Source organism: Serratia sp. TSA_198.1 (assembly GCF_052686505.1).
This window is the reverse complement of the sequence record NZ_JBQZFP010000010.1, coordinates 58,839-80,032: the sequence shown is the minus strand read 5'-3', so window position 1 is coordinate 80,032 and position 21,194 is coordinate 58,839. Positions and strand designations below refer to the sequence as shown.

Sequence of the window (21,194 nt, the reverse complement as noted above, 5' to 3'; positions counted from 1 at the left end):
GGATCAGTACAGTTTTTTCGCCGTATCCAACCAATCGCCTTTAAACGGACGCTTCATGTTTTCGATCGCATCGATGATGTCGTGATGCACCATCTTCTCGTTCTGGATACCGACGCAACGGCCACCGTAGCCCTGCAACAGCAGTTCGATGGCGTAAGCGCCCATGCGGGAAGCCAGAATACGATCGTAAGCCACCGGCGAACCGCCGCGCTGAATATGCCCCAGCACGGTAGCACGGGTTTCGCGCTTGGTTTCTTGTTCGATATGGCGCGCCAGTTCATCGATATCGCAGATGTGCTCGGTGATCGCCACGATCGCGTGTTTTTTGCCTTTGGCGATGCCGGCCTTGATTTCACAGACCAGGTCTTCGCGGTTGAATTCGGTTTCAGGCAACACGATAAATTCACAGCCACCTGCGATGGCCGCCGCCAGCGTCAGATCGCCGCAATAGCGCCCCATCACTTCAACGATGGAAATACGCTGATGCGAAGATGAGGTGTCGCGCAGACGGTCAATCGCTTCGACCACGGTTTCAAGCGCGGTGAAGAAGCCGATGGTGTAGTCGGTACCTGCCACGTCGTTATCAATGGTGCCCGGCAGGCCGATACAAGGGAAACCTTCTTCCGTCAGGCGCTTGGCCCCCATATAGGAACCGTCGCCGCCGATCACCACCAATGCATCGATACCGCGGTTTTTCAGGTTTTCAATCGCCTTGGCACGCACGCTGTCGTCTCTGAACTCAGGGAAACGCGCTGAACCGAGGAAGGTGCCACCGCGGTTGATCATATCGGACACGCTATAGCGGTCCAACCGTTCCATGCGATCTTCGTACAAACCAAGGTAGCCATCGTAAATACCAAAAACTTCCAGACCTTCCGAAAGCGCGGCACGCACAACGCCACGGATCGCAGCATTCATACCCGGCGAATCACCGCCACTCGTCAGTACACCGATTTTCTTGATCATGACTACCTCTGAACTGTAGATGCAATTTCTTAAGAATTCTGTATTCGCCGATTGCCTTGGAACCTCTCCGGCTGCAGAAAACCAGCGTTACGGCTTTATTGCTGGATATTATAACAAAAACACCCAGCTGAATTGATTCAAGTCACGCAATATTACGGTAAAAAATCGACATGGCACGCTGAGCTAACTCGTTATTCGCCTGCCGTACTTATCCTGACCGCCCTGCATGAATTATAGCTCCCAATGCCCCTGCCGGCCCGATGGCACCACGGAACAAGGGTCCTGGTGGATGAGGACATCCGCCCCCGGAAAACGATGCAACAGCGCCTGCTCCACCTGTTCGGCCAGAATATGCGCCTGCATCAGCGGCAGCTCATCGTCCATTTCCAGATGCAACTGGATAAAACGCGTCGGGCCGGACTGGCGTGTGCGCAGATCGTGCGCGCCTTTCACCCCCGGCCAGGAAGAGATTACGTCGATAATCGCCTGGCGCTCGTCATCCGGCAATGCTCTGTCCAGCAGCGATTGTACCGCTTCATAGCCCATCCGCAGCGCGCTATAGAGAATGTAGACGCCAATTCCCAATGCAAACAGCGCATCTGCCCGCTGGAAACCGTACCAGCTTAGCCCAAGCGCAATAAGAATAGCACCATTCATCATGACATCTGACTGATAATGCAGCATATCTGCTCGCACGGCCTGGCTGCGAGTTTTTCTTACCACCCAACGCTGATATGTGACCAGGATCAGGGTGCTGACCAGCGCAACGATTGTCACGACAATACCTATGCCGGGGTCACGCAAGGTTTCCGGCGAATACAGATGCTGAAAACCGGTCAGAAACAGAAAAAGCGCCGAGCCGGAAATAAACATGCTTTGCGCCAGCGCCGCCAGCGACTCCGCCTTACCATGCCCGAAGGTGTGCTCCTCATCGGCCGGTTGCAGCGAGTAACGCACCACCAGCAGGTTAGTCAGCGACGCGGCAACATCCACCAGGGAATCCACCAGCGCAGCCAGCAGGCTCACCGAACCGGTGCGATACCAGGCAACAATTTTTATCAGTAACAGCGTGGAGGCCAACACGGTGGCAGCTAACGCGGTGGACTTCACCAAACGCGCATATTGCGGTTCCATAACCCACCTTGGGTAAAACATGAGAGGGTCAGTATAACGGAATGACGGGCAAAAAAAGCCCCGCCATCATGGCGGGGAAGACAGGGATGGTGTCTATGGCAAGGAAAAACAGGGGACTACTCAGTCATACTCAACTTCTGGGCAGAAGTTTGCTGTAAACCAGTAATTTGTTGCTCCATCTGCTGCATTCGCTGCTGATGTTTCTGGTCTAAAACGCTTTTTTGCTGTGGCGTCAGCAGGTTATACATTTGATTACGCACCCGGGCCATTTCGACCTGGCGCTTAACCTGTTGCTGAGCCATTGTTTCCGCCTGAGCATACACGGCGGCTTCATCAAATTTGTCTGCGGTCACCAGTTTATGCATGGCTTCCATTTCAGCTACATTGACACCAGGCAGATCGTGGCGCGCCTGGCGCATTAAATCGCGCATTTGCTGGCGCTGCTGCTCAGTCAGGCTGACACCGTCAAACATGTGGTGCTGGCCAGGGACTCTGGTTATTGCATCATTTCCGGGAGTTGGTGCAGTTTCCGAAGTAGTGTCAGCAGCAAACGCAGCGGTAGAACCTATTGCCAGCATTGATGCCATAACTAATGCGGTTACCTTACGCATTTTAACTCCTCGTTCTTTCTCACTTTGCGAATCAACGAGGAGCAGTGTACTGCTGCACCTGCAAACATGCGTCAGTGCATGTAAAACTACGTAAAGTCATGGAATGCCAACAGTTGATGACGTATTTTGCGTCAGGAGGTAAAACATAATGAATAAAATTCTGTTAGTTGACGACGACCGCGAGCTGACCTCGCTGTTAAAAGAACTGCTTGAAATGGAAGGTTTTACTATCGTCGTTGCTTACGATGGCGAACAGGCGTTGTCGCTGCTCGACAGCTCCATCGATCTGCTGCTGCTCGATATCATGATGCCGAAGAAAAACGGTATCGATACCTTGAAAGAGCTGCGCCAGCATCACCAGACGCCGGTCATTATGTTGACTGCCCGCGGCAGTGAACTGGATCGCGTGCTGGGGCTGGAACTGGGTGCCGATGACTACCTGCCGAAACCCTTTAACGATCGTGAATTGGTGGCGCGTATCCGCGCCATCCTGCGCCGTTCCAACTGGAGCGAACAGCAGCAAAATGTCGATACCGGCGCACCGACGCTGGACGTTGACGGCCTGCAGCTCAATCCGGGCCGCCAGGAAGCCAGCTTTGACGGCCAAACGCTGGATCTCACCGGTACCGAATTTACCCTGTTGTACCTGCTGGCGCAGCACCTTGGCCAGGTCGTGTCGCGTGAGCTGCTGAGCCAGGAAGTATTGGGTAAGCGCCTGACGCCATTCGATCGCGCCATCGACATGCATATCTCCAACCTGCGACGTAAACTGCCGAACCGCAAAGATGGCCATCCGTGGTTCAAGACCCTGCGCGGTCGGGGTTATTTAATGGTATCTGCAACATGATCAACAGTTTGACGGCACGTATCTTCGCCATTTTTTGGTTCACATTAGCCCTGGTGCTGATGCTGGTGTTGATGGTGCCCAAGCTCGACTCCCGCCAAATGACCTCGCTGCTGGACAGCGAGCAGCGGCAGGGGTTAATGCTGGAACAACACGTCGAGGCCGAGTTGCAAAACGATCCGGCCAACGACCTGATGTGGTGGCGGCGCTTATTTCGCGCCATCGAAAAATGGGCCCCGCCAGGGCAGCGCCTGCTTTTGGTCACCAGCGAAGGCCGCGTGATTGGTAACATGCAGCGCAACGAAATGCAGCTGGTGCGTAACTTTATCGGCCAGTCTGATAACTCTGATCATCCGAAGAAGAAAAAATACGGCCGCGTCGAGCTGGTCGGCCCGTTCTCCGTGCGCGATGGCGAGGACAACTACCAGCTGTACCTCATTCGTCCCGCCAACAGCCCACAATCCGATTTTATCAACCTGATGTTCGACCGGCCGCTGTTGCTGCTGATCGTCACCATGCTGATCAGCGCCCCCCTACTGTTGTGGCTGGCCTGGAGCCTGGCCAAACCGGCGCGCAAGTTAAAAAACGCCGCCGATGACGTCGCCCGCGGCAACCTGAAACAGCATCCGGAGCTGGAATCTGGGCCGCAAGAGTTTCTGGCCACCGGCGCCAGCTTCAACCAGATGGTTAGTGCGCTGGAGCGCATGATGACCGCCCAACAGCGGCTAATCTCCGACATCTCGCATGAGCTGCGCACACCGCTCACCCGCTTGCAGTTGGCTACCGCGCTAATGCGCCGTCGTCACGGCGAAGGACATGAACTGGCGCGCATCGAAACCGAGGCGCAGCGTCTGGACTCGATGATCAACGATCTGCTGGTGCTGTCGCGCGGGCAGCAGAAAAGCGAGTTGGCGCGCGAGCGGCTGTTGGCCAACGAACTGTGGGCCGACGTGCTGGATGACGCCGGATTCGAAGCCGAGCAAATGGGCAAACACCTGGAAGTCAGCTCCCCTCCAGGCCCCTGGGCGCTATTCGGCAACGCCAGCGCATTAGACAGCGCACTGGAAAACATCGTGCGTAACGCCCTGCGCTATTCGAACACGCGCATTGCCGTGGCGTTTAGCGCCGACAACCAGGGCATCACTATTGTGGTCGACGACGACGGTCCTGGCGTCAGCGAGGAAGATCGCGAGCAGATTTTCCGGCCGTTCTACCGTACCGACGAAGCACGCGATCGTGCATCGGGCGGCACCGGTCTGGGCCTGGCGATTGTCGAGGCTGCGGTCAATCAACACCGCGGCTGGGTGAAGGCGGAAGACAGCCCGCTCGGTGGCCTGCGGTTGGTACTGTGGCTACCTCTGCACCAGCGTTGATCGCCTAAGACAGATCGGCAAGATTTTGTTATTCTGCGCCCCTCTTCATGAGGGGCCTTTTACATGCTGAACATCGTTTTATTTGAACCTGAAATTCCACCCAATACCGGCAATATTATCCGTCTGTGCGCCAATACAGGCTTCCAGTTACACCTGATAGAACCGATGGGTTTTCCATGGGACGACAAACGGCTGCGCCGCGCCGGGCTGGATTATCATGAATTCGCCAATATCCGACGTCACGCCGATTACGCCGCCTTTATCGCCAGCGAAAACCCGCAGCGACTGTTTGCCCTGACCACCAAAGGTACCCCAGCACACAGCGCGGTCAGCTATCAGGCCGGCGACTACCTGCTGTTTGGGCCGGAAACTCGCGGCTTGCCCGCCGAGATCCTCGAGGCCTTGCCTGCACAGCAGAAAATCCGCATACCCATGCAGGCGCAAAGCCGCAGCATGAACCTGTCGAACGCCGTCGCGGTGGTGGTGTACGAAGCCTGGCGGCAGTTGGACTATGCCGGTGCACTGATTAAACCTTAAGCGGTGACAACCCGTCCCGCGGGGAGGATAATCTGAACAGATCACCTCTCCGGGGACATCGCATGGCTTTCACAGAGAGTATTATCGCCCACTTCCGCAGGCTCGAGAATGCGCTGAATCAGGCGCTGGCGCGTTTGCAGGACACGACGGACACTGAGGCTCTGCACGACGTACGCATCAACCTGCGGCGAATCAGGAGCCTGTTGAGACCATTACGCGGCACACCCGGCGTCGCACAACTCGACAACGCCGCCGCCAGCCTAGGGAAACTCACTACACCGATACGCGATTTGGAAGTGTTGATCGCCGAGTTGGCGCGACATCCGCTAGAGTGGCAGACCAACGTCCGCAAAACCGAATTGCAAAGCCGCAACCTCGCCCTTGCGTCACATCCCTTGCTGTTCCGCTTTCCCAACTTGCTGCACGACTGGCCAAAAAGCTTCCATAAAGCCAAACGCCGGCACGCAAAACGCCGCGTTGCCCATCGCCTGTCCCGGCAGGTGAAACAGCTGCGTCTGGCGCTGGCCGACGGGCACTACGATCGCCACCGGCTGCGCCTGCTGATCAAGCGGCTGCGCTATGTTACCGACGCCTACCCACAGTTCTCGCTTATCACTCCGGAAGCCGCCGCCAGCCTGAAAGTGGCGCAAAATGCACTGGGAGAGTGGCACGATCGTTTTGTCTGGTGCCGGCAAGCCGAAAATCAGCAAGATCTCTGGCCGCTGCTGCCAGAATGGCAAGACGCTCAGGAAACAGCGCTGGAGAGGGCTGAAGCCGCATTATTTGCGCTTTCGCGGGCGCTCACCTCTAAAACCCGCGACGCATCACGGTCCTGACAAAGTATGCAAAGACAGTGCACGTCTGGCCCCAAAACATTCGCTGCAATAGAGGATAATGAGCTATGTTTTGTAAGGGTAATAGACATTCATCATAGGAAATCGTATGAAAAAAAAACGCTTGAGCGTTGCCATGGCGGTGCTGGCAACAGGCCTGTTGTTGGCGGGCTGTTCGTCTAAAGTAGCAAATAAGCAGCAGTATTCAGGTTTTCTGAGCGATTACAGCAAGCTGCAGGAAACTGAATCGGCCACCGGCCATAAAACGCTGCGTTGGATCGATCCTACCTTTAAAGAATCCAATTACCGGGGCGTCTATTTTTCTCCTGTGACCTATTACCCGGCGGCCAAACCGACGGCACGCGTCAACCAGGATACGCTGAACAAAATCAAAGACTACGCCAATCAGCGAATCAACGCCGCACTGAGCGAGCGAATGACCGTGCTGCAAAGCCCGTCAGGATCGCGCGTGCTGCTCGCCAAAGTGGCGATCACCGCCGTGTCGGCTGAAAATGAAGATCTGAAGTTCTATGAAGTGACCCCGGTTACCGCAGTGATCGCCAGCACCATGGCCGCCAGCGGGCACCGCACGCAAAACACCACGCTGTTCCTCGAAGCGCAACTGATCGATCAGGATACCGGCAAAACGGTGATGGAAGTGGTGCGTAAGGGCTATGGCAAGACCGTCAGCAATGACTCCGCGCCGGTGACGGCGAACGAGGTCAAAGCGGCGATCGATAGCATGGTTACCGATATCGTGAAATTCCCGAAACAGGGTTAATTCTCTGCCGGAAAACATCGGGGGGAGCCTAAAGCTCCCCCCGATTTTATCCATCAGCAAACCGGCTTAAATGCCGTCGCCGAACTCAAAACCCTGATTGGTGCCGTTGAAGTACTGATCCATATCCATCGAAGGCGTATCGCTTTCCGGTCGGCCGACGATACGCGCCGGCACCCCGGCGGCAGTGGTATGCGGCGGTATGGATTGCAATACTACCGATCCGGCACCGATTTTTGCGCCTTTGCCCACCTCGATATTGCCGAGAATTTTAGCCCCGGCGCCAATCATTACGCCCTCTCGGATCTTCGGATGACGATCGCCGCTGGTTTTGCCGGTACCGCCAAGGGTGACCGACTGCAGGATGGACACGTCGTTTTCTACTACTGCGGTTTCACCAATAACGATGCCCGTGGCATGGTCGAGCATAATACCGCAGCCAATAGTGGCCGCAGGGTGAATATCCACGCCAAAGGCGACCGAAATTTGATTTTGCAGGTAAATCGCCAACGCCTGGCGCCCCTGCAACCACAGCCAGTGGCCGATACGGTAAGCCTGCAGCGCATGGAAACCTTTCAGATACAGCAGCGGCGTCGAGTATTTATCTACCGCCGGGTCGCGCAAACGCACCGCCAGGATATCGCGCGCTGCCGAGACGATCATCTGCTTATCGGCAAGGTAGGCGTCTTCCACCACTTCACGCACCGCAATAGCCGGCATAATCGGATTTGCCAGCTTGTTTGCCAGAATATAGCTGAGCGCACTGCCCAGGTTTTCATGCTTGAGCAACGTCGCATGGAAAAAGCTAGCCAGCATCGGTTCACACTCAGCCAGCTCTCTCGCTTCTGATTTGATGCTTTTCCAGACCTGCTCTAACTCTTCTGACGACATCAGGTTCCTCTCCACCTTGCAAAACAGGCTGCCTCACCGCATCACGGTCAGGCAGCCCAAATCAATTGCCGGGGTCAGCTCGCTGCCCCGCCTATCGGTTTTATACTTGTCGCCCTTCAAGCCGTAGCACCGTTGGCTGCAACCTGAAATCCCCAGGGTATGGGGATCAGATGCTGTGCTTTTCGTCTTTTCTGGTGCGCCCTAACAGGCTCAACGCGGCTTCCCGGGCATTTTTATGGCAGTACAGCACCTGGTAAATCTGTTCGGTAATCGGCATTTCCACACCGTGTCGCTGCGCCAGCGCCAACACCTCTTTGGTATTGCGATAGCCTTCAACCACCTGACCGATACTGTCTTGCGCTTCTTGCACGCCTTTTCCCTGCCCCAGCATAATACCGAAACGGCGGTTGCGCGATTGATTATCGGTGCAGGTCAGCACCAGATCACCCAAACCGGCCATGCCCATGAAGGTCGAGGGATCGGCGCCCAACGCCGAGCCGAGGCGGCTCATTTCCGCCAGGCCACGGGTAATCAATGCAGTACGCGCATTGGCGCCAAAGCCGATGCCGTCTGACATCCCGGCGCCGATGGCAATCACGTTCTTCACCGCCCCACCCAACTGCACGCCGATAAAATCGGGGTTGCTGTAAACGCGGAAGCTTTTACCGCAGTGCAGCAGCTGTTGCAGATCTTCCGCAAACTGAGTATCGGTGGAAGCCAGCGCAATAGCCGTCGGCAGCCCGGCGGCCAGCTCTTTGGCGAACGTTGGCCCTGAGACTACCGCCAGCGGGATATCATCGCCCAGCGCTTCGCGCGCTACGTCCTGCAACAACCGGCCGGTCTCCGCTTCCAGCCCTTTGGTCGCCCACACAATGCGGGCATCCGGGCGCAGATGCGGCTTTAGTTGGCGCAATACGTCACCGAACACATGGCTTGGCACCACCACCAGCACATCGCGACTGGCAGCCAGCGCACGTGCCAGATCGGCTTCTAACAGCAGCGTGTCGGGGAAGGCAACGTCGGGGAGAAACGCCTGATTGCAGCGGTCACGCTGCAATTTTTGAATTTGCTCTGGGTTATGCCCCCACAGCACCACGGGGTGGCCGTTACGCGCCAGCGTAATGGCTAATGCGGTGCCGTACGAGCCGGCACCGATAACGGTCATTGAAGCATTGACGGTGTTCATCAGGCATCCTGATGTGGTGCGGCACCTTCGCCTTCCGCCTGCTGTTGCAGATAGTTCATGAACAGCGCGTCAAAGTTAACCGGTGCCAGGTTCAATTGCGGGAATGTGCCGCGAGAAACCAGGCTGGTGATGCACTCACGCGCATACGGGAACAGAATGTTCGGGCAGTATGCACCCAGGCAATGCGCCAGCTGCGTGCCATCGATGCCTGCAACGGAGAAGATGCCCGCCTGCTGCACTTCACACAGGAACGCAGTTTCTTCGCCCAGAGACGCAGTCACGGTTACGCGCAGTACAACTTCATACACTTCGTCAGCCAACTGGCTGGAAGCGGTATCTAGATCCAGTTTAACTTCTGGCTGCCATTCCTGCTGGAAAACCTGCGGAGCGTTTGGCGCTTCGAAGGAGATATCCTTGGTGTAAATGCGCTGAATCTGGAAAGCCATCTCTGTGCTGTTTTGTTCTGACATGTGTGTAATACCCTTGGTTAAACGTCCTTATTGACACTCAGTAACCGGCAGTGGTCCGCTTATAGCAACGGATCCAGACCACCACGAGCATCGAGTTCATATAAATCATCGCAGCCGCCGATATGCCGGTCGTCGATGAAAATCTGAGGCACGGTGGTGCGCCCACTGCGCGCAATCATCGCTTCGCGTTTTTCATTATCGCCATCAATGGCGATTTCGTTAAACGCCGCGCCCTTACTGTTCAGCAGCGCTTTGGCGCGATGGCAGAACGGACAGGTCGCTTTGGTGTAGATATCAATGTTAGCCATGGATTACCACCTCAAATACATTAAAGAATTACTTACCGCGCACTAACGGCAGGTTTTCCCCGCTCCAGCCGGCAATACCGTCTTTCAGCATGGCCACGTTTTCAAAACCGGCCTTGCTCAGGTTTTCCGCCGGCTCGCGAGAGGCAGTGCCGTTGGCGCAAACCACGATGATCGGCTGAGCCTTATGTTTTTCCAGCTCGCCCAGGCTGCCGTTTTTGATTTCGCTCGCCGTCAGGTTGATGGCGTTGGCCAGGTGGCCTTTACGGAAATCATCACGGCTGCGGGTATCAACCACAACGGCATCTTCTTTATTAATCAGGCGAGTGGCTTCACCACGAGCGATCTCTTTCACCTTGGAGAAACGGCTTTTGAACGTCATGACGATCACGGCAACCAGCAAGCCAATCCAAGCCAGGCTCAGTATCGGATGCTTGCTAACAAATTGCATAATTTCTTGCAGCATGGGGTGTAACAACTCCCGTCAGTTAAGGGATAAATAAGTCAAGGTTCCAGAGTATACCTGCCGAGTGCGGCAAATACAGCCAATAAGCAAGCGCTATTGCAGAAACTGCGGAGTGCGCTGAGAAATTCCTAACGTCAGAGCATAAAAGCCGGTCTTGTTCGCCGCAACTTTGATCTCTCGAGGCTCTTTTTAATCGTGCGCGTTGTAAAATCGGGCGGTTTTAAGGTGAATAGCCATCATTCCGATTGCGGGCAGATGGCTATTCACAACTTAAAAGTTCATAACGAGGTTAATGCAATGTCGAGTAACAAAAAGCCGATGGTGCTGGTGATCCTGGACGGCTACGGCCATCGGGAGGAGCAACAGGACAATGCCATTCTGAACGCCAAAACGCCGGTGATGGATCGCTTGTGGCAACAGCAGCCGCATACCCTGATCGCCGCTTCCGGCCTGGACGTGGGCTTGCCTGATGGCCAGATGGGCAACTCGGAGGTCGGCCACGTCAACCTGGGCGCCGGACGCATCGTTTATCAGGATCTGACCCGACTGGATAAAGAAATCAAAGACGGCGACTTCTTCGCCAACCCGACGCTGACGGCAGCGGTCGACAAGGCCGTACAGGCGGGCAAAGCGGTGCATATCATGGGCCTGCTGTCGCCGGGCGGCGTGCACAGTCATGAAGACCACATTTTGGCCATGATTGAACTGGCCGCTCAACGCGGCGCGAAAGCCGTGTACCTGCACGCCTTCCTGGACGGCCGCGACACTCCGCCACGCAGTGCAGAAAACTCGCTGCAACGCTTTAGCGACGCCTTTGCCAAACTGGGCGCCGGGCGCATCGCCTCGCTGATTGGCCGCTATTACGCCATGGACCGCGACAATCGCTGGGACCGTGTTCAACTGGCTTATGCGCTGATGACTGAGGCTCAGGGCGATTACGTGGCCGATAACGCCGTTGCCGCACTGCAAGCCGCTTATGAGCGCGGCGAAAACGACGAGTTCGTGAAACCGACCGTGCTTCAGGCCGCCGGTGAAGCCTCCGCCGCTCTGCAAGATGGCGACGCGCTGATTTTCATGAACTTCCGCGCCGATCGCGCGCGCCAGATCGTGCGCGCCTTCGTGAATGCCGATTTCGACGGATTCCCCCGCGCCAAGGTGGTGAACTTCGGTGATTTCGTGATGTTGACCGAATATGCCGCCGACATCAAAACCCCTTGCGCCTACCCGCCGGCGTCGTTAAACAACACCTTCGGCGAATGGCTGATGAAGCACGACAAAACGCAGTTGCGCATCTCGGAAACCGAAAAATACGCACACGTCACTTTCTTCTATAACGGCGGTGTGGAAGAACCGTTCAAAGGCGAAGAACGCGTGCTGGTCAACTCGCCGAAGGTCGCCACCTACGATCTGCAACCGGAAATGAGTTCGGCGGAGCTGACCGACAAACTGCTGAGTGCCATCAGCAGCGGCAAATACGACGCCATTATCTGTAACTACCCGAACGGCGACATGGTGGGCCATACCGGCGTCTATGACGCGGCGGTGAAAGCGGTGGAAACTCTCGATAGCTGCATCGCGCAGGTCGTGGAGGCCGTTAAGGCCGTTGACGGACAGCTGTTGATCACCGCCGATCACGGCAACGCCGAACAAATGCGTGATCCGGCCACCGGTCAGGCGCATACCGCCCATACCAGCCTGCCGGTGCCGCTGATTTACGTCGGCAAGCCTGCTCACGCGGTCAACGGCGGCAAGCTTTCCGATATCGCGCCGACCATGTTGACGCTGATGGGAATGGAAATCCCGAAAGAGATGACTGGTAAGCCGCTGTTCATCGTGGAATAATCCTTCTCCATGAGGGAGAAGGCGTTTTTTGCACTATCAAGGGTAACCCGAAGCGCAAACGCAGGCAGCCGGCCGCTGCCTGAACGCACAGCGCCAAGGAAGTTGACCGCCATGTGCGCCAGCGTATTTTGCGCTGGCGTCTTGCTGTTGCCGTTAGCCGGACAGGCGGCGGAAGACAACAAATCCCAGCTCAAAGACATCCAGCAAAGCATCGCCGAAAAAGAGAAGGCGGTTAAACAGCAGCAGCAGCAACGCAGCTCATTGCAGGATCAGCTTAAACAGCAGGAAAAAACCATTGCGCAGGCCAGCCGCCTGCTGCGTGACACCCAGGGCACGCTAAGCCAACTGGGGAAAGACATTTCCGGCCTGAACGCCTCCATCGCCAAGCTGCAAAAGCAGCAGTCTACTCAGCAAGAGATCCTCGCCAAACAGCTCGACGCCGCTTTCCGGCAGGGGCAACACAGTGCAGTACAACTGATCCTCAGCGGTGAGGAGAGCCAGCGCAGCGAGCGTATTCTGGCTTACTTCAGCTATCTGAACGAGGCGCGTCAGCAAACTATCGAAGAACTGAAACAAATCCGTCTCAAGCTGGCAAAGCAAAAAACCACGCTGGTCGCCAAACAGGGCCAGCAAAAATCGCTGTTGGGCGAACAGCAAACGCAACAACAGAAGCTGGAGCAGGCACGTGGCGCACGTAAGCAAACGCTGACCGCACTGGAAGCCTCGCTGGAAAAAGATCAGCAGCGGCTGGTGGAACTGCGTCAAAACGAAACCCGCATGCGCGATAAAATTGCCCGAGCTGAACGCGAAGCCCGCGCCCGTGCCGAACGTGAAGCGCGTGAAGCCGCCAAGGTGCGCGAGCAAATGCGCGCCAAAGAACAGCAGGCGAAGAAAACCGGCACCAGTTACAAACCTAGCGAAGCCGACCGCTCGCTGATTGCCCGTACCGGCGGCCTTGGCAGACCGAGCGGACAAGCGATGTGGCCGGTTCGTGGCCGCACCTTGCACAGTTTTGGTGAACAATTGCAGGGTGAGTTACGCTGGAAAGGCATGGTGATCTCGGCTGCCGAAGGTAGCGAAGTGAAAGCCATTGCCGACGGCCGCGTATTGCTGGCCGACTGGCTGCAAGGCTATGGTCTGGTCGTCGTAGTCGAGCACGGTAAGGGCGACATGAGCCTGTATGGCTACAATCAGAGCGCGCTGGTCAACGTCGGGGCGCAGGTCCGCGCCGGGCAGCCGATAGCCTTGGTAGGCACCAGCGGGGGCCAGGGAACGCCGTCACTTTATTTCGAAATCCGTCGTCAAGGTCAGGCGGTTAACCCACTACCGTGGTTGGGAAGATAGATTTGCGCTATATCAAAACCCGTACTGTCGTATTGATTGGCTGTCTGTTGCAGGTTTGCGCCGCGCAGGCGGGGAAGTTGTCCATCGTTATCGATGACGTGGGTTATCGGCCGCACGAGGAAGACGCCGTGCTGCAAATGCCGACGGCGATCTCCGTTGCCGTGCTGCCCAATGCCCCTCACGCCCGTCTAATGGCCACCCGCGCCCACAGCCAGGGCCGCGAAGTGTTGATTCACATGCCAATGGCCCCGCTCAGCAAACAGCCGTTGGAGCGCGATACGCTGCAGCCTTCCATGAGCAGCGAAGAGATCCAGCGCATCATCCGCAATGCGGTGAATAACGTGCCCTACGCGGTCGGGATGAACAACCACATGGGCAGCGCCATGACCTCCAGTCTGCCGGGCATGCAAAAAGTCATGCAGGCGCTCGAAAGTTACCGCCTGTACTTTCTCGATAGCATGACCATTGGCAATAGCCAGGCCACCCGTGCCGCTGCAGGCACCGGGGTGAAGATCATCAAGCGTAAAGTGTTTCTGGACGATACCGCCAACGAGGCCGATATTCGCCGCCAGTTTAACCGTGCGGTCGATCTGGCACGCCGCAACGGTTCCGCCATCGCGATTGGCCATCCACGTCCGGCAACGGTAAAGGTGCTGCAGCAAATGCTGCCGACGTTGCCGGCCGATATCGTGCTGGTGAAACCCAGTTCGCTGCTGAATGAACCGCAGAGTAACAGCGGCGGCGGCAGTTACGTTCCACCGCCGGTCAAGCCGCAGAAACCGCAGCCGAAGAACCCGTTCACCGGCGGTATCAAGCAGTGCAAGGTCAAGTTGCCGAAGGAAAAAGTCAACGCAGGCAAGGCGATAAGCGTGATCGGCGAAAGCGTGACACAGTCGCCGGCGGCAGAGTTTATCAAGCGCCAGTGGCATCGCTGGGTCGGCTCAGCGCCAGACAAACCGAAAGCATAAAATCAGGGCCGGAAGATTCCGGCCCTTTTTACTGTCAATCCCAGCTCAAAACCACTTTTCCGGACTGCCCGGAGCGCATGGCGTCAAAGCCCTGCTGGAACTCATCGATCGAGAAACGGTGGGTGATGATAGGTGTCAGATCCAGACCAGACTGGATCAGCGCCGCCATCTTATACCAGGTCTCAAACATCTCACGGCCATAAATCCCTTTGATAAACAGCCCTTTGAAGATCACCTGATTCCAGTCGATCGACATATCCGACGGTGGAATACCCAGCATGGCGATGCGGCCGCCGTGGTTCATCGCATTCAGCAGCGTACGGAACGCCGGTGGTGCACCGGACATTTCCAGCCCCACGTCGAACCCTTCGGTCATGCCCAGTTCGGCCATCACGTCGTTCAGGTTTTCTTTGCTGACGTTCACCGCACGGGTCACGCCCATTTTACGCGCCAGTTCCAGCCGGTATTCGTTAACGTCGGTGATCACTACGTGGCGGGCACCAACGTGCTTGCACACCGCAGCGGCCATAATGCCTATCGGGCCGGCACCGGAAACCAACACGTCTTCGCCAACCAGATCAAACGACAGCGCCGTATGAACCGCGTTGCCGAACGGGTCGAAGATTGACGCCAGCTCATCGGAAATATTGTCCGGGATCTTGAAAGCGTTAAACGCCGGGATCACCAGGTATTCAGCAAAGGAACCTGGACGGTTCACGCCCACACCAATGGTATTGCGGCACAGATGGGTGCGGCCGCCACGGCAGTTACGGCAGTGGCCACAGGTGATGTGGCCTTCGCCGGAAACGCGGTCCCCGACGTTAAACCCTTTAACTTCCTGACCCATGGCAACCACTTCGCCCACGTACTCGTGGCCGACCACCATAGGGACCGGGATGGTTTTCTGCGACCATTCATCCCAGTTATAAATATGAACATCGGTACCGCAGATCGCGGTTTTACGGATTTTAATCATGATGTCGTTATGGCCCAGCTCAGGCTGAGGCACATCCGTCATCCAAATCCCTTCTTCCGCTTTCAGTTTTGACAATGCTTTCATGGTTTTACCTTATGCAATAACGCCAAGATCCTTACCGATACGAATGAACGCCGCGACCGCACGCTCAATTTGCTCCGGGGTGTGGTCAGCAGACATCTGGGTACGGATGCGCGCCTGGCCTTTCGGCACCACCGGATAGAAGAAACCGGTCACATAAATGCCTTCCTTGAGCAGCGCGTTGGCGAATTCCTGCGCCAGCTTTGCTTCACCCAACATCACCGGGATGATGGCGTGATCGGCCCCGGCCAGCTCAAAGCCCGCCGCGGTCATTTTTTCGCGGAACAGGCTCGCATTGGCCCACAGACGATCGCGCAGCGCATCGCCCTGCTCCAGCAGTTCCAGCACTTTGATCGAAGCGGCGACAATCGCCGGCGCCAGTGAGTTGGAGAACAGATAAGGCCGTGAACGCTGGCGCAACCACTCCACCACCTCTTTTTTCGCCGCAGTATAGCCGCCGGACGCGCCGCCCAGCGCTTTGCCCAGCGTACCGGTAATGATGTCGACGCGGCCCATCACGTCACAATACTCATGGGTGCCGCGCCCATTGGCGCCAACGAAACCTACCGCATGGGAATCATCCACCATCACCAGCGCCTGATACTGGTCCGCCAGGTCGCATACCCCTTTCAGGTTGGCGATCACGCCGTCCATGGAGAACACGCCGTCGGTTGCGATCATGATGTGGCGCGCGCCATCGGCCTTGGCCTGTTTCAGCTGCGCAGCCAGCTCGTTCATGTCGTTATTGGCATAGCGGTAACGCTTCGCCTTGCACAAACGTACACCGTCGATGATCGACGCGTGGTTCAGCGTGTCGGAGATAATCGCGTCTTCCGGCCCAAGCAGCGTTTCGAACAGCCCGCCGTTGGCATCGAAGCAAGAGGAATACAAGATGGCGTCTTCCATACCGAGAAAGTCGGCCAATTTCCGCTCCAGCTGCTTATGGCTGTCCTGGGTGCCGCAAATAAAGCGCACCGACGCCATGCCGAACCCGTGGCTGTCCATACCGGCCTTGGCCGCCGCGATCATCGCCGGATGGTTGGCCAGGCCAAGGTAATTGTTGGCGCAGAAGTTGATTACATGGCGGCCGTCGGCAACGGCGATATCAGCCTGCTGAGCGGTGGTGATAATGCGCTCTTCCTTGAACAACCCTTCGCTACGGGCGGTTGCAAGCTGTTGTTCCAACTGCTGATAAAAAGACGCGGACATTCGGTTATCTCCAGGATGGGTCTGTTTTCCACATATTTTACTGATTTGTAACCAAACTGACGACAATACACAGGAGAGAATATGAAAATTGCAGCAGATATCACGGCAAAGTGCTTTGATGCTCGACATCGCGGGATATTCGGAGCCCGTCCGATGTTTGCGGCGGCATGAAATGCTATTATAAGCGGCATTGAGCGTGGGGCACCCTGTCCCACCGGGCAGAATAATAGGGGGTAACCCAATGATTATCGTTACTGGTGGCGCCGGCATGATCGGCAGCAATATCATTAAGGCGCTGAATGACACAGGGTATCGCGATATCCTGGTGGTAGATAACCTGAAAGACGGCACCAAATTCGCCAACCTGGTCGATCTGGATATCGCCGACTATATCGATAAAGAAGATTTTATCGCCAACATCGTGGCCGGTGACGATCTGGGTGAAATCGACGCGGTATTCCATGAAGGTGCCTGTTCATCCACCACCGAGTGGGATGGCAAGTACATGATGGACAACAACTATCAGTACTCCAAAGACCTGCTGCATTATTGCCTGGATCGCGAAATCCCGTTCCTGTACGCCTCATCGGCAGCCACCTACGGCGGCCGTGAAGAATTTATCGAAGAGCGCCAGTTTGAAGAGCCGCTGAACGTGTACGGTTACTCCAAATTCCTGTTCGATCAGTACGTGCGTGAAATCCTGCCTGAGGCGGATTCACAGATCTGCGGCTTCCGTTACTTCAACGTTTATGGCCCGCGCGAAGGCCACAAAGGCAGCATGGCCAGCGTTGCATTCCACCTGAACAGCCAGATCAACCGCGGCGAGAACCCGAAACTGTTCGACGGCAGCCAGGACTTCAAGCGTGACTTTATCTACGTCGGCGACGTGGCCGCGGTAAACCTGTGGTTCTGGAAAAGCGGCGTGTCCGGCATTTTCAACTGCGGCACCGGCCGTGCAGAAACCTTCCAGGCGGTGGCTGACGCGGTCGTCGATTTCCACCAGAAAGGCGCGGTGGAAAACATCCCGTTCCCGGACAAACTCAAAGGTCGCTACCAGGCATTTACCCAGGCCGACCTGACCAAGTTGCGCGCTGCCGGCTATGACGCGCCGTTCAAAACGGTCGCCGAAGGCGTGAAAGAGTACATGGCCTGGTTGAACCGCACCGCTTAAGCTGAAGGAAATCATTCAGGGTATGAAAATACTGGTTATCGGCCCTTCGTGGGTTGGCGATATGATGATGTCGCAAAGTCTCTACCGCACCCTGAAGGCCGAGCACCCGACAGCGGAAATTGACGTGATGGCGCCCGCCTGGTGCCGTCCGTTGCTGGCGCGTATGCCGGAGGTCAATCAGGCTCTGTCGATGCCGTTAGGCCACGGCGCGCTGGCGCTCGGTGAACGCCGGCGCTTGGGGCGCGCCCTGCGCGCCAACGGCTACGATCGCGCTTACATACTGCCGAACTCGTTCAAATCCGCATTGGTGCCGTTCTTCGCCCAAGTGCCACAGCGGACCGGCTGGCGTGGCGAAATGCGCTACGGTCTGCTCAATGATATCCGCGTCCTGGACAAAGCCGCTTTTCCATTGATGGTACAGCGCTATGTGGCGCTGGCTTACGACAAGCAACGCATCCATCGCGCCGAAGATCTGCCGCAGCCGCTGCTGTGGCCGCAGTTGCAGGTAAGCGACGAAGAAATTGCCGAAACCACCGCGGCCTTCAACCTGACCGATCATCGGCCGATTATCGGTTTCTGCCCAGGGGCCGAATTTGGCCCGGCCAAACGCTGGCCGCACTACCACTACGCCCAGTTGGCGCAGATGCTGATCGACCAGGGTTATCAAATCGCGCTGTTCGGCTCGGCCAAGGATCACGAAGCGGGCGAACAAATCCGCGCGGCGCTGGATGACGACGCCCGAGGATTTTGCATGAATCTGGCCGGGGAAACTCAGTTGGAGCAGGCCGTGATCCTGCTGGCGTCCTGCCAGGCCGTGGTCAGCAACGACTCTGGCCTGATGCACGTTGCAGCGGCATTGAACAAACCGCTGATAGCATTGTACGGCCCAAGCAGCCCGGATTTCACGCCGCCGCTGTCCGATAAAGCCAAAGTGATCCGCTTAATCAGTGGTTACCATAAGATACGCAAAGGCGATGCCGATCAGGGTTACCATCAGAGTCTGATCGATATTCAGCCACAGCAGGTGTTGGACGCGCTGACGCCGTTACTTGCCGCCAGCGAGGAATAAGTAAGCATGCAGGTGTTGATTGTAAAAACCTCCTCGATGGGAGACGTGCTCCATACGCTACCGGCGTTGACCGACGCCATGCAGGCCATTCCCGGCATTCGCTTCGACTGGGTGGTGGAGGAAGGTTTCAGCCAGATCCCCACCTGGCACCCGGCAGTAGACCGCGTGATCCCGGTGGCGATCCGCCGCTGGCGCAAAAACTGGTTTGGCAGCGAGACCCGTCAGGAGCGTTGCGATTTTAAACGTCTGGTGCAGGAGCGCACCTACGACGTGGTGATCGACGCCCAAGGGTTAATCAAAAGCGCCGCATTGATCACCCGCATCGCCAAAGGCAGCAAGCACGGCCAGGATGCCAAGAGCGCCCGCGAGCCGTTCGCCAGTTGGTTCTATAACCACCGTCATGACATCGACAAACAGCAACACGCCGTGGAGCGCACCCGCGAGCTGTTCGCCAAAAGCCTGGGCTATGCTAAGCCGGAAAGCTACGGCGATTACGCCATTGCGGCGCGCTTTCTCAGCCACCTGCCGGCCGATGCCGGGCAATACCTGGTGTTTTTGCACGCGACGACCCGCGATGAGAAACATTGGCCTGAGTCGCACTGGCGGGAATTGATTGGGCTGATGGCGCCAAGCGGATTGAAGATAAAATTGCCGTGGGGCGCGGAACACGAACGCCTGCGAGCGCTGCGTTTGGCGGAAGGCTTCCCGCACGTCGAGGTGCTGCCAAAACTCAGCCTGCAGCAGGTCGCCGAGGTGCTGGCCGGCGCGAAAGGCGTGGTCTCGGTCGATACCGGTCTCAGCCATCTGACCGCTGCGCTCGACAGGCCTAATATCACGCTGTTCGGCCCGACCGATCCGGGATTGATCGGCGGCTATGGGCAAAATCAGCATTCCCTGATTTCTCCGGAAAAAAGCATGGCGACGCTCAGCGCTGACGCAGTCTGGGCAGAGTTGCAAAAGGTTATTTGATGAAAAAACTGCACATTATCAATTTAGGGAAAATGGGTGGTGTCGAACGTCTGTTCCTGCAGTATATCAACGACACGACCGATGGCAGCAACGACGTCATTTGCATCAGCGGTGAGGTCGGTGAAGAAATCCGTCGGCAAATGCCTGACCAGAAGATCACCTTTGCCAACAGGTTGATTAACGCGTTCCCGCTGCGTTGCCCGCAATTCTTGCGCAAATACCTGTTGAACAGAAAAATCGAGAAAGCCAACGCCGACGTAGTGATTGTCTGGGATCTTGTGCCCGGCCTGGCAGCGAAGCCTAAACGCGGCAAACTGATTTATTACGATCATGGCTGCTCCTGGCGCTATCCGAAAAACCCGAAGACATTACGATTCCTCGCCATGCTGGACGGCTGCATCTCCGCGTCTTACGCCTCAAAGCGGGTGATGGCGCTGCGGTTTAACCTGCCCTGCCCCAATCACGTGGTGATTAACCGGCTTAAAACCCCTATCGGTATTCATGATAATTTGAAGCCACTGAGCCAGCCGGTGAGGATAGGCACGGCGTCTCGCCTGGTGAGCCTGAAAGGCATCAGCGTTTCATTGCTGACGCTGCAAGAGTTGCTGCGCCGCGGGCATGATGTCACCCTGGAAATCGCCGGCAAAGGGCCGGATCGGGCGGCGTTTGAAGCACTGGCAGAAAAACTCGAACTGGGCGATCGGGTCACCTTCAGCGGCTTTCAGGATAACGTGGCCGACTTTTTCAACCGTACCCATATCTATATGAGCACGCCGATTACCGAACCCTTCGGCTTATCCTGTATGGAAGCGTTGTATTTTGGCGTGCCGGTGATTTTCCCGCAGGTGGATGGCCAGCCTGAAGTGATCAAGGACGGGCAGTGCGGTATTGGGCTGACGCCTGCAGTGACAATCGAAGAACATTGCCGACTGACCGGTATCAAGGTGGATTTCCCTCACGATGTTTACGATCCGGCTACCGATGCCCTGGTGGTGCCAAAGCTGCTGTCGCACCTGGAATGCGCGGATGCGGTCGAAAGGCTGATGGTACCTGAAACCTACCAAACCATGAGCCGAAATGCGCAGCGTTACCCCGTCGAACATTTCAGCTACGCTATGTTCAAGACCGAGTTTGATGATTCGCTGAAATCATTTATTACCCAAACGTAATA

22 protein-coding genes are annotated in these 21,194 nt (G+C 56.6%); 12 read left to right on the top strand and 10 right to left on the bottom strand.

Going from position 1 to position 21,194, the window contains the following annotated elements:
- Nucleotides 1-3: 3 nt before the first annotated feature.
- The 3 genes from pfkA to cpxP all read right to left on the bottom strand — a co-directional run bounded on the left by pfkA (nt 4) and on the right by cpxP (nt 2,711).
- Nucleotides 4-966: a 6-phosphofructokinase gene (pfkA, locus tag ACUTSW_RS24215; protein WP_004953227.1), complete on the bottom strand. Its 963-nt coding sequence runs from the start codon at nt 964-966 to the stop codon at nt 4-6.
- 231 nt (nt 967-1,197) lie between these two features.
- On the bottom strand, nt 1,198-2,100 hold the full coding sequence (gene fieF / locus ACUTSW_RS24210) for a CDF family cation-efflux transporter FieF (protein ID WP_445585526.1): 903 nt from the start codon (nt 2,098-2,100) through the stop codon (nt 1,198-1,200).
- A 116-nt stretch (nt 2,101-2,216) separates the two neighbouring features.
- The gene (gene cpxP / locus ACUTSW_RS24205; RefSeq protein WP_197929174.1) at nt 2,217-2,711 is read right to left on the bottom strand and encodes a cell-envelope stress modulator CpxP; all 495 of its coding nucleotides are present in this window, start codon (nt 2,709-2,711) and stop codon (nt 2,217-2,219) included.
- Between the two features lie 148 nt (nt 2,712-2,859).
- Between cpxP and cpxR the strand changes: the two genes are divergently transcribed.
- From cpxR to ACUTSW_RS24180, 5 genes are all read left to right on the top strand, one after another.
- Nucleotides 2,860-3,558 carry an envelope stress response regulator transcription factor CpxR gene (gene cpxR / locus ACUTSW_RS24200; protein WP_004953234.1) on the top strand — a complete coding sequence of 233 codons (699 nt, stop codon included), beginning with the start codon at nt 2,860-2,862 and terminating at the stop codon, nt 3,556-3,558.
- A complete protein-coding gene (gene cpxA / locus ACUTSW_RS24195) occupies nt 3,555-4,928 on the top strand; it encodes an envelope stress sensor histidine kinase CpxA (protein WP_004953237.1) in 1,374 nt (457 codons plus the stop codon). Before cpxR ends, cpxA begins: the two co-directional genes overlap by 4 nt.
- Nucleotides 4,929-4,991: 63 nt before the next feature.
- Nucleotides 4,992-5,465, top strand: a complete 474-nt coding sequence (gene trmL / locus ACUTSW_RS24190) for a tRNA (uridine(34)/cytosine(34)/5-carboxymethylaminomethyluridine(34)-2'-O)-methyltransferase TrmL (protein ID WP_006317734.1) — start codon at nt 4,992-4,994, stop codon at nt 5,463-5,465.
- Between the two features lie 62 nt (nt 5,466-5,527).
- Nucleotides 5,528-6,301, top strand: coding sequence for a CHAD domain-containing protein (locus ACUTSW_RS24185; protein WP_445585525.1), 774 nt, complete (start codon nt 5,528-5,530; stop codon nt 6,299-6,301).
- A 106-nt stretch (nt 6,302-6,407) separates the two neighbouring features.
- Nucleotides 6,408-7,079 carry a DUF3313 domain-containing protein gene (locus tag ACUTSW_RS24180; RefSeq protein WP_004953244.1) on the top strand — a complete coding sequence of 224 codons (672 nt, stop codon included), beginning with the start codon at nt 6,408-6,410 and terminating at the stop codon, nt 7,077-7,079.
- Between the two features lie 66 nt (nt 7,080-7,145).
- Here the strand turns inward: ACUTSW_RS24180 and cysE are convergent, their stop codons facing one another.
- From cysE to ACUTSW_RS24155, 5 genes are all read right to left on the bottom strand, one after another.
- Nucleotides 7,146-7,967 (bottom strand): serine O-acetyltransferase, encoded by an 822-nt coding sequence (gene cysE / locus ACUTSW_RS24175; protein WP_004953246.1) that lies wholly within the window; start codon nt 7,965-7,967, stop codon nt 7,146-7,148.
- 166 nt (nt 7,968-8,133) lie between these two features.
- A complete protein-coding gene (gpsA, locus tag ACUTSW_RS24170) occupies nt 8,134-9,153 on the bottom strand; it encodes an NAD(P)H-dependent glycerol-3-phosphate dehydrogenase (RefSeq protein ID WP_004953251.1) in 1,020 nt (339 codons plus the stop codon).
- Nucleotides 9,153-9,623, bottom strand: coding sequence for a protein-export chaperone SecB (gene secB, locus ACUTSW_RS24165; RefSeq protein WP_004953255.1), 471 nt, complete (start codon nt 9,621-9,623; stop codon nt 9,153-9,155). The genes gpsA and secB overlap by 1 nt, the downstream gene beginning before the upstream one ends.
- A gap of 59 nt (nt 9,624-9,682) precedes the next feature.
- Nucleotides 9,683-9,931, bottom strand: coding sequence for a glutaredoxin 3 (gene grxC / locus ACUTSW_RS24160; protein ID WP_004953258.1), 249 nt, complete (start codon nt 9,929-9,931; stop codon nt 9,683-9,685).
- Nucleotides 9,932-9,959: 28 nt separating this feature from the next.
- The gene (locus ACUTSW_RS24155) at nt 9,960-10,394 is read right to left on the bottom strand and encodes a rhodanese-like domain-containing protein (protein ID WP_006328896.1); all 435 of its coding nucleotides are present in this window, start codon (nt 10,392-10,394) and stop codon (nt 9,960-9,962) included.
- 297 nt (nt 10,395-10,691) lie between these two features.
- Here ACUTSW_RS24155 and gpmM point away from each other — a divergent pair, with 297 nt between their 5' ends.
- Genes gpmM through ACUTSW_RS24140 form a run of 3 tightly spaced genes read left to right on the top strand, consistent with a single transcriptional unit; the run spans nt 10,692 to nt 14,548 of the window.
- On the top strand, nt 10,692-12,236 hold the full coding sequence (gene gpmM / locus ACUTSW_RS24150) for a 2,3-bisphosphoglycerate-independent phosphoglycerate mutase (protein ID WP_006328897.1): 1,545 nt from the start codon (nt 10,692-10,694) through the stop codon (nt 12,234-12,236).
- Between the two features lie 9 nt (nt 12,237-12,245).
- Nucleotides 12,246-13,580 (top strand): murein hydrolase activator EnvC, encoded by a 1,335-nt coding sequence (gene envC / locus ACUTSW_RS24145; protein ID WP_445585524.1) that lies wholly within the window; start codon nt 12,246-12,248, stop codon nt 13,578-13,580.
- Between the two features lie 2 nt (nt 13,581-13,582).
- Nucleotides 13,583-14,548 carry a divergent polysaccharide deacetylase family protein gene (locus ACUTSW_RS24140; protein ID WP_445585523.1) on the top strand — a complete coding sequence of 322 codons (966 nt, stop codon included), beginning with the start codon at nt 13,583-13,585 and terminating at the stop codon, nt 14,546-14,548.
- 34 nt (nt 14,549-14,582) lie between these two features.
- Here the strand turns inward: ACUTSW_RS24140 and tdh are convergent, their stop codons facing one another.
- Nucleotides 14,583-15,608 carry an L-threonine 3-dehydrogenase gene (gene tdh, locus ACUTSW_RS24135; RefSeq protein ID WP_004953275.1) on the bottom strand — a complete coding sequence of 342 codons (1,026 nt, stop codon included), beginning with the start codon at nt 15,606-15,608 and terminating at the stop codon, nt 14,583-14,585.
- Between the two features lie 9 nt (nt 15,609-15,617).
- Nucleotides 15,618-16,814, bottom strand: coding sequence for a glycine C-acetyltransferase (gene kbl, locus ACUTSW_RS24130; RefSeq protein ID WP_004953277.1), 1,197 nt, complete (start codon nt 16,812-16,814; stop codon nt 15,618-15,620).
- Between the two features lie 241 nt (nt 16,815-17,055).
- Here kbl and rfaD point away from each other — a divergent pair, with 241 nt between their 5' ends.
- The 4 genes from rfaD to ACUTSW_RS24110 are packed head-to-tail and all read left to right on the top strand — an operon-like array spanning nt 17,056 to nt 21,192.
- Nucleotides 17,056-17,985, top strand: coding sequence for an ADP-glyceromanno-heptose 6-epimerase (gene rfaD, locus ACUTSW_RS24125; protein ID WP_445585522.1), 930 nt, complete (start codon nt 17,056-17,058; stop codon nt 17,983-17,985).
- 22 nt (nt 17,986-18,007) lie between these two features.
- Nucleotides 18,008-19,054 (top strand): ADP-heptose--LPS heptosyltransferase RfaF, encoded by a 1,047-nt coding sequence (gene rfaF / locus ACUTSW_RS24120; protein WP_445585521.1) that lies wholly within the window; start codon nt 18,008-18,010, stop codon nt 19,052-19,054.
- 6 nt (nt 19,055-19,060) lie between these two features.
- Nucleotides 19,061-20,023 (top strand): lipopolysaccharide heptosyltransferase RfaC, encoded by a 963-nt coding sequence (gene rfaC, locus ACUTSW_RS24115; protein WP_197929162.1) that lies wholly within the window; start codon nt 19,061-19,063, stop codon nt 20,021-20,023.
- Nucleotides 20,023-21,192 carry a glycosyltransferase family 4 protein gene (locus ACUTSW_RS24110; protein WP_445585520.1) on the top strand — a complete coding sequence of 390 codons (1,170 nt, stop codon included), beginning with the start codon at nt 20,023-20,025 and terminating at the stop codon, nt 21,190-21,192. The genes rfaC and ACUTSW_RS24110 overlap by 1 nt, the downstream gene beginning before the upstream one ends.
- Nucleotides 21,193-21,194: the final 2 nt, after the last annotated feature.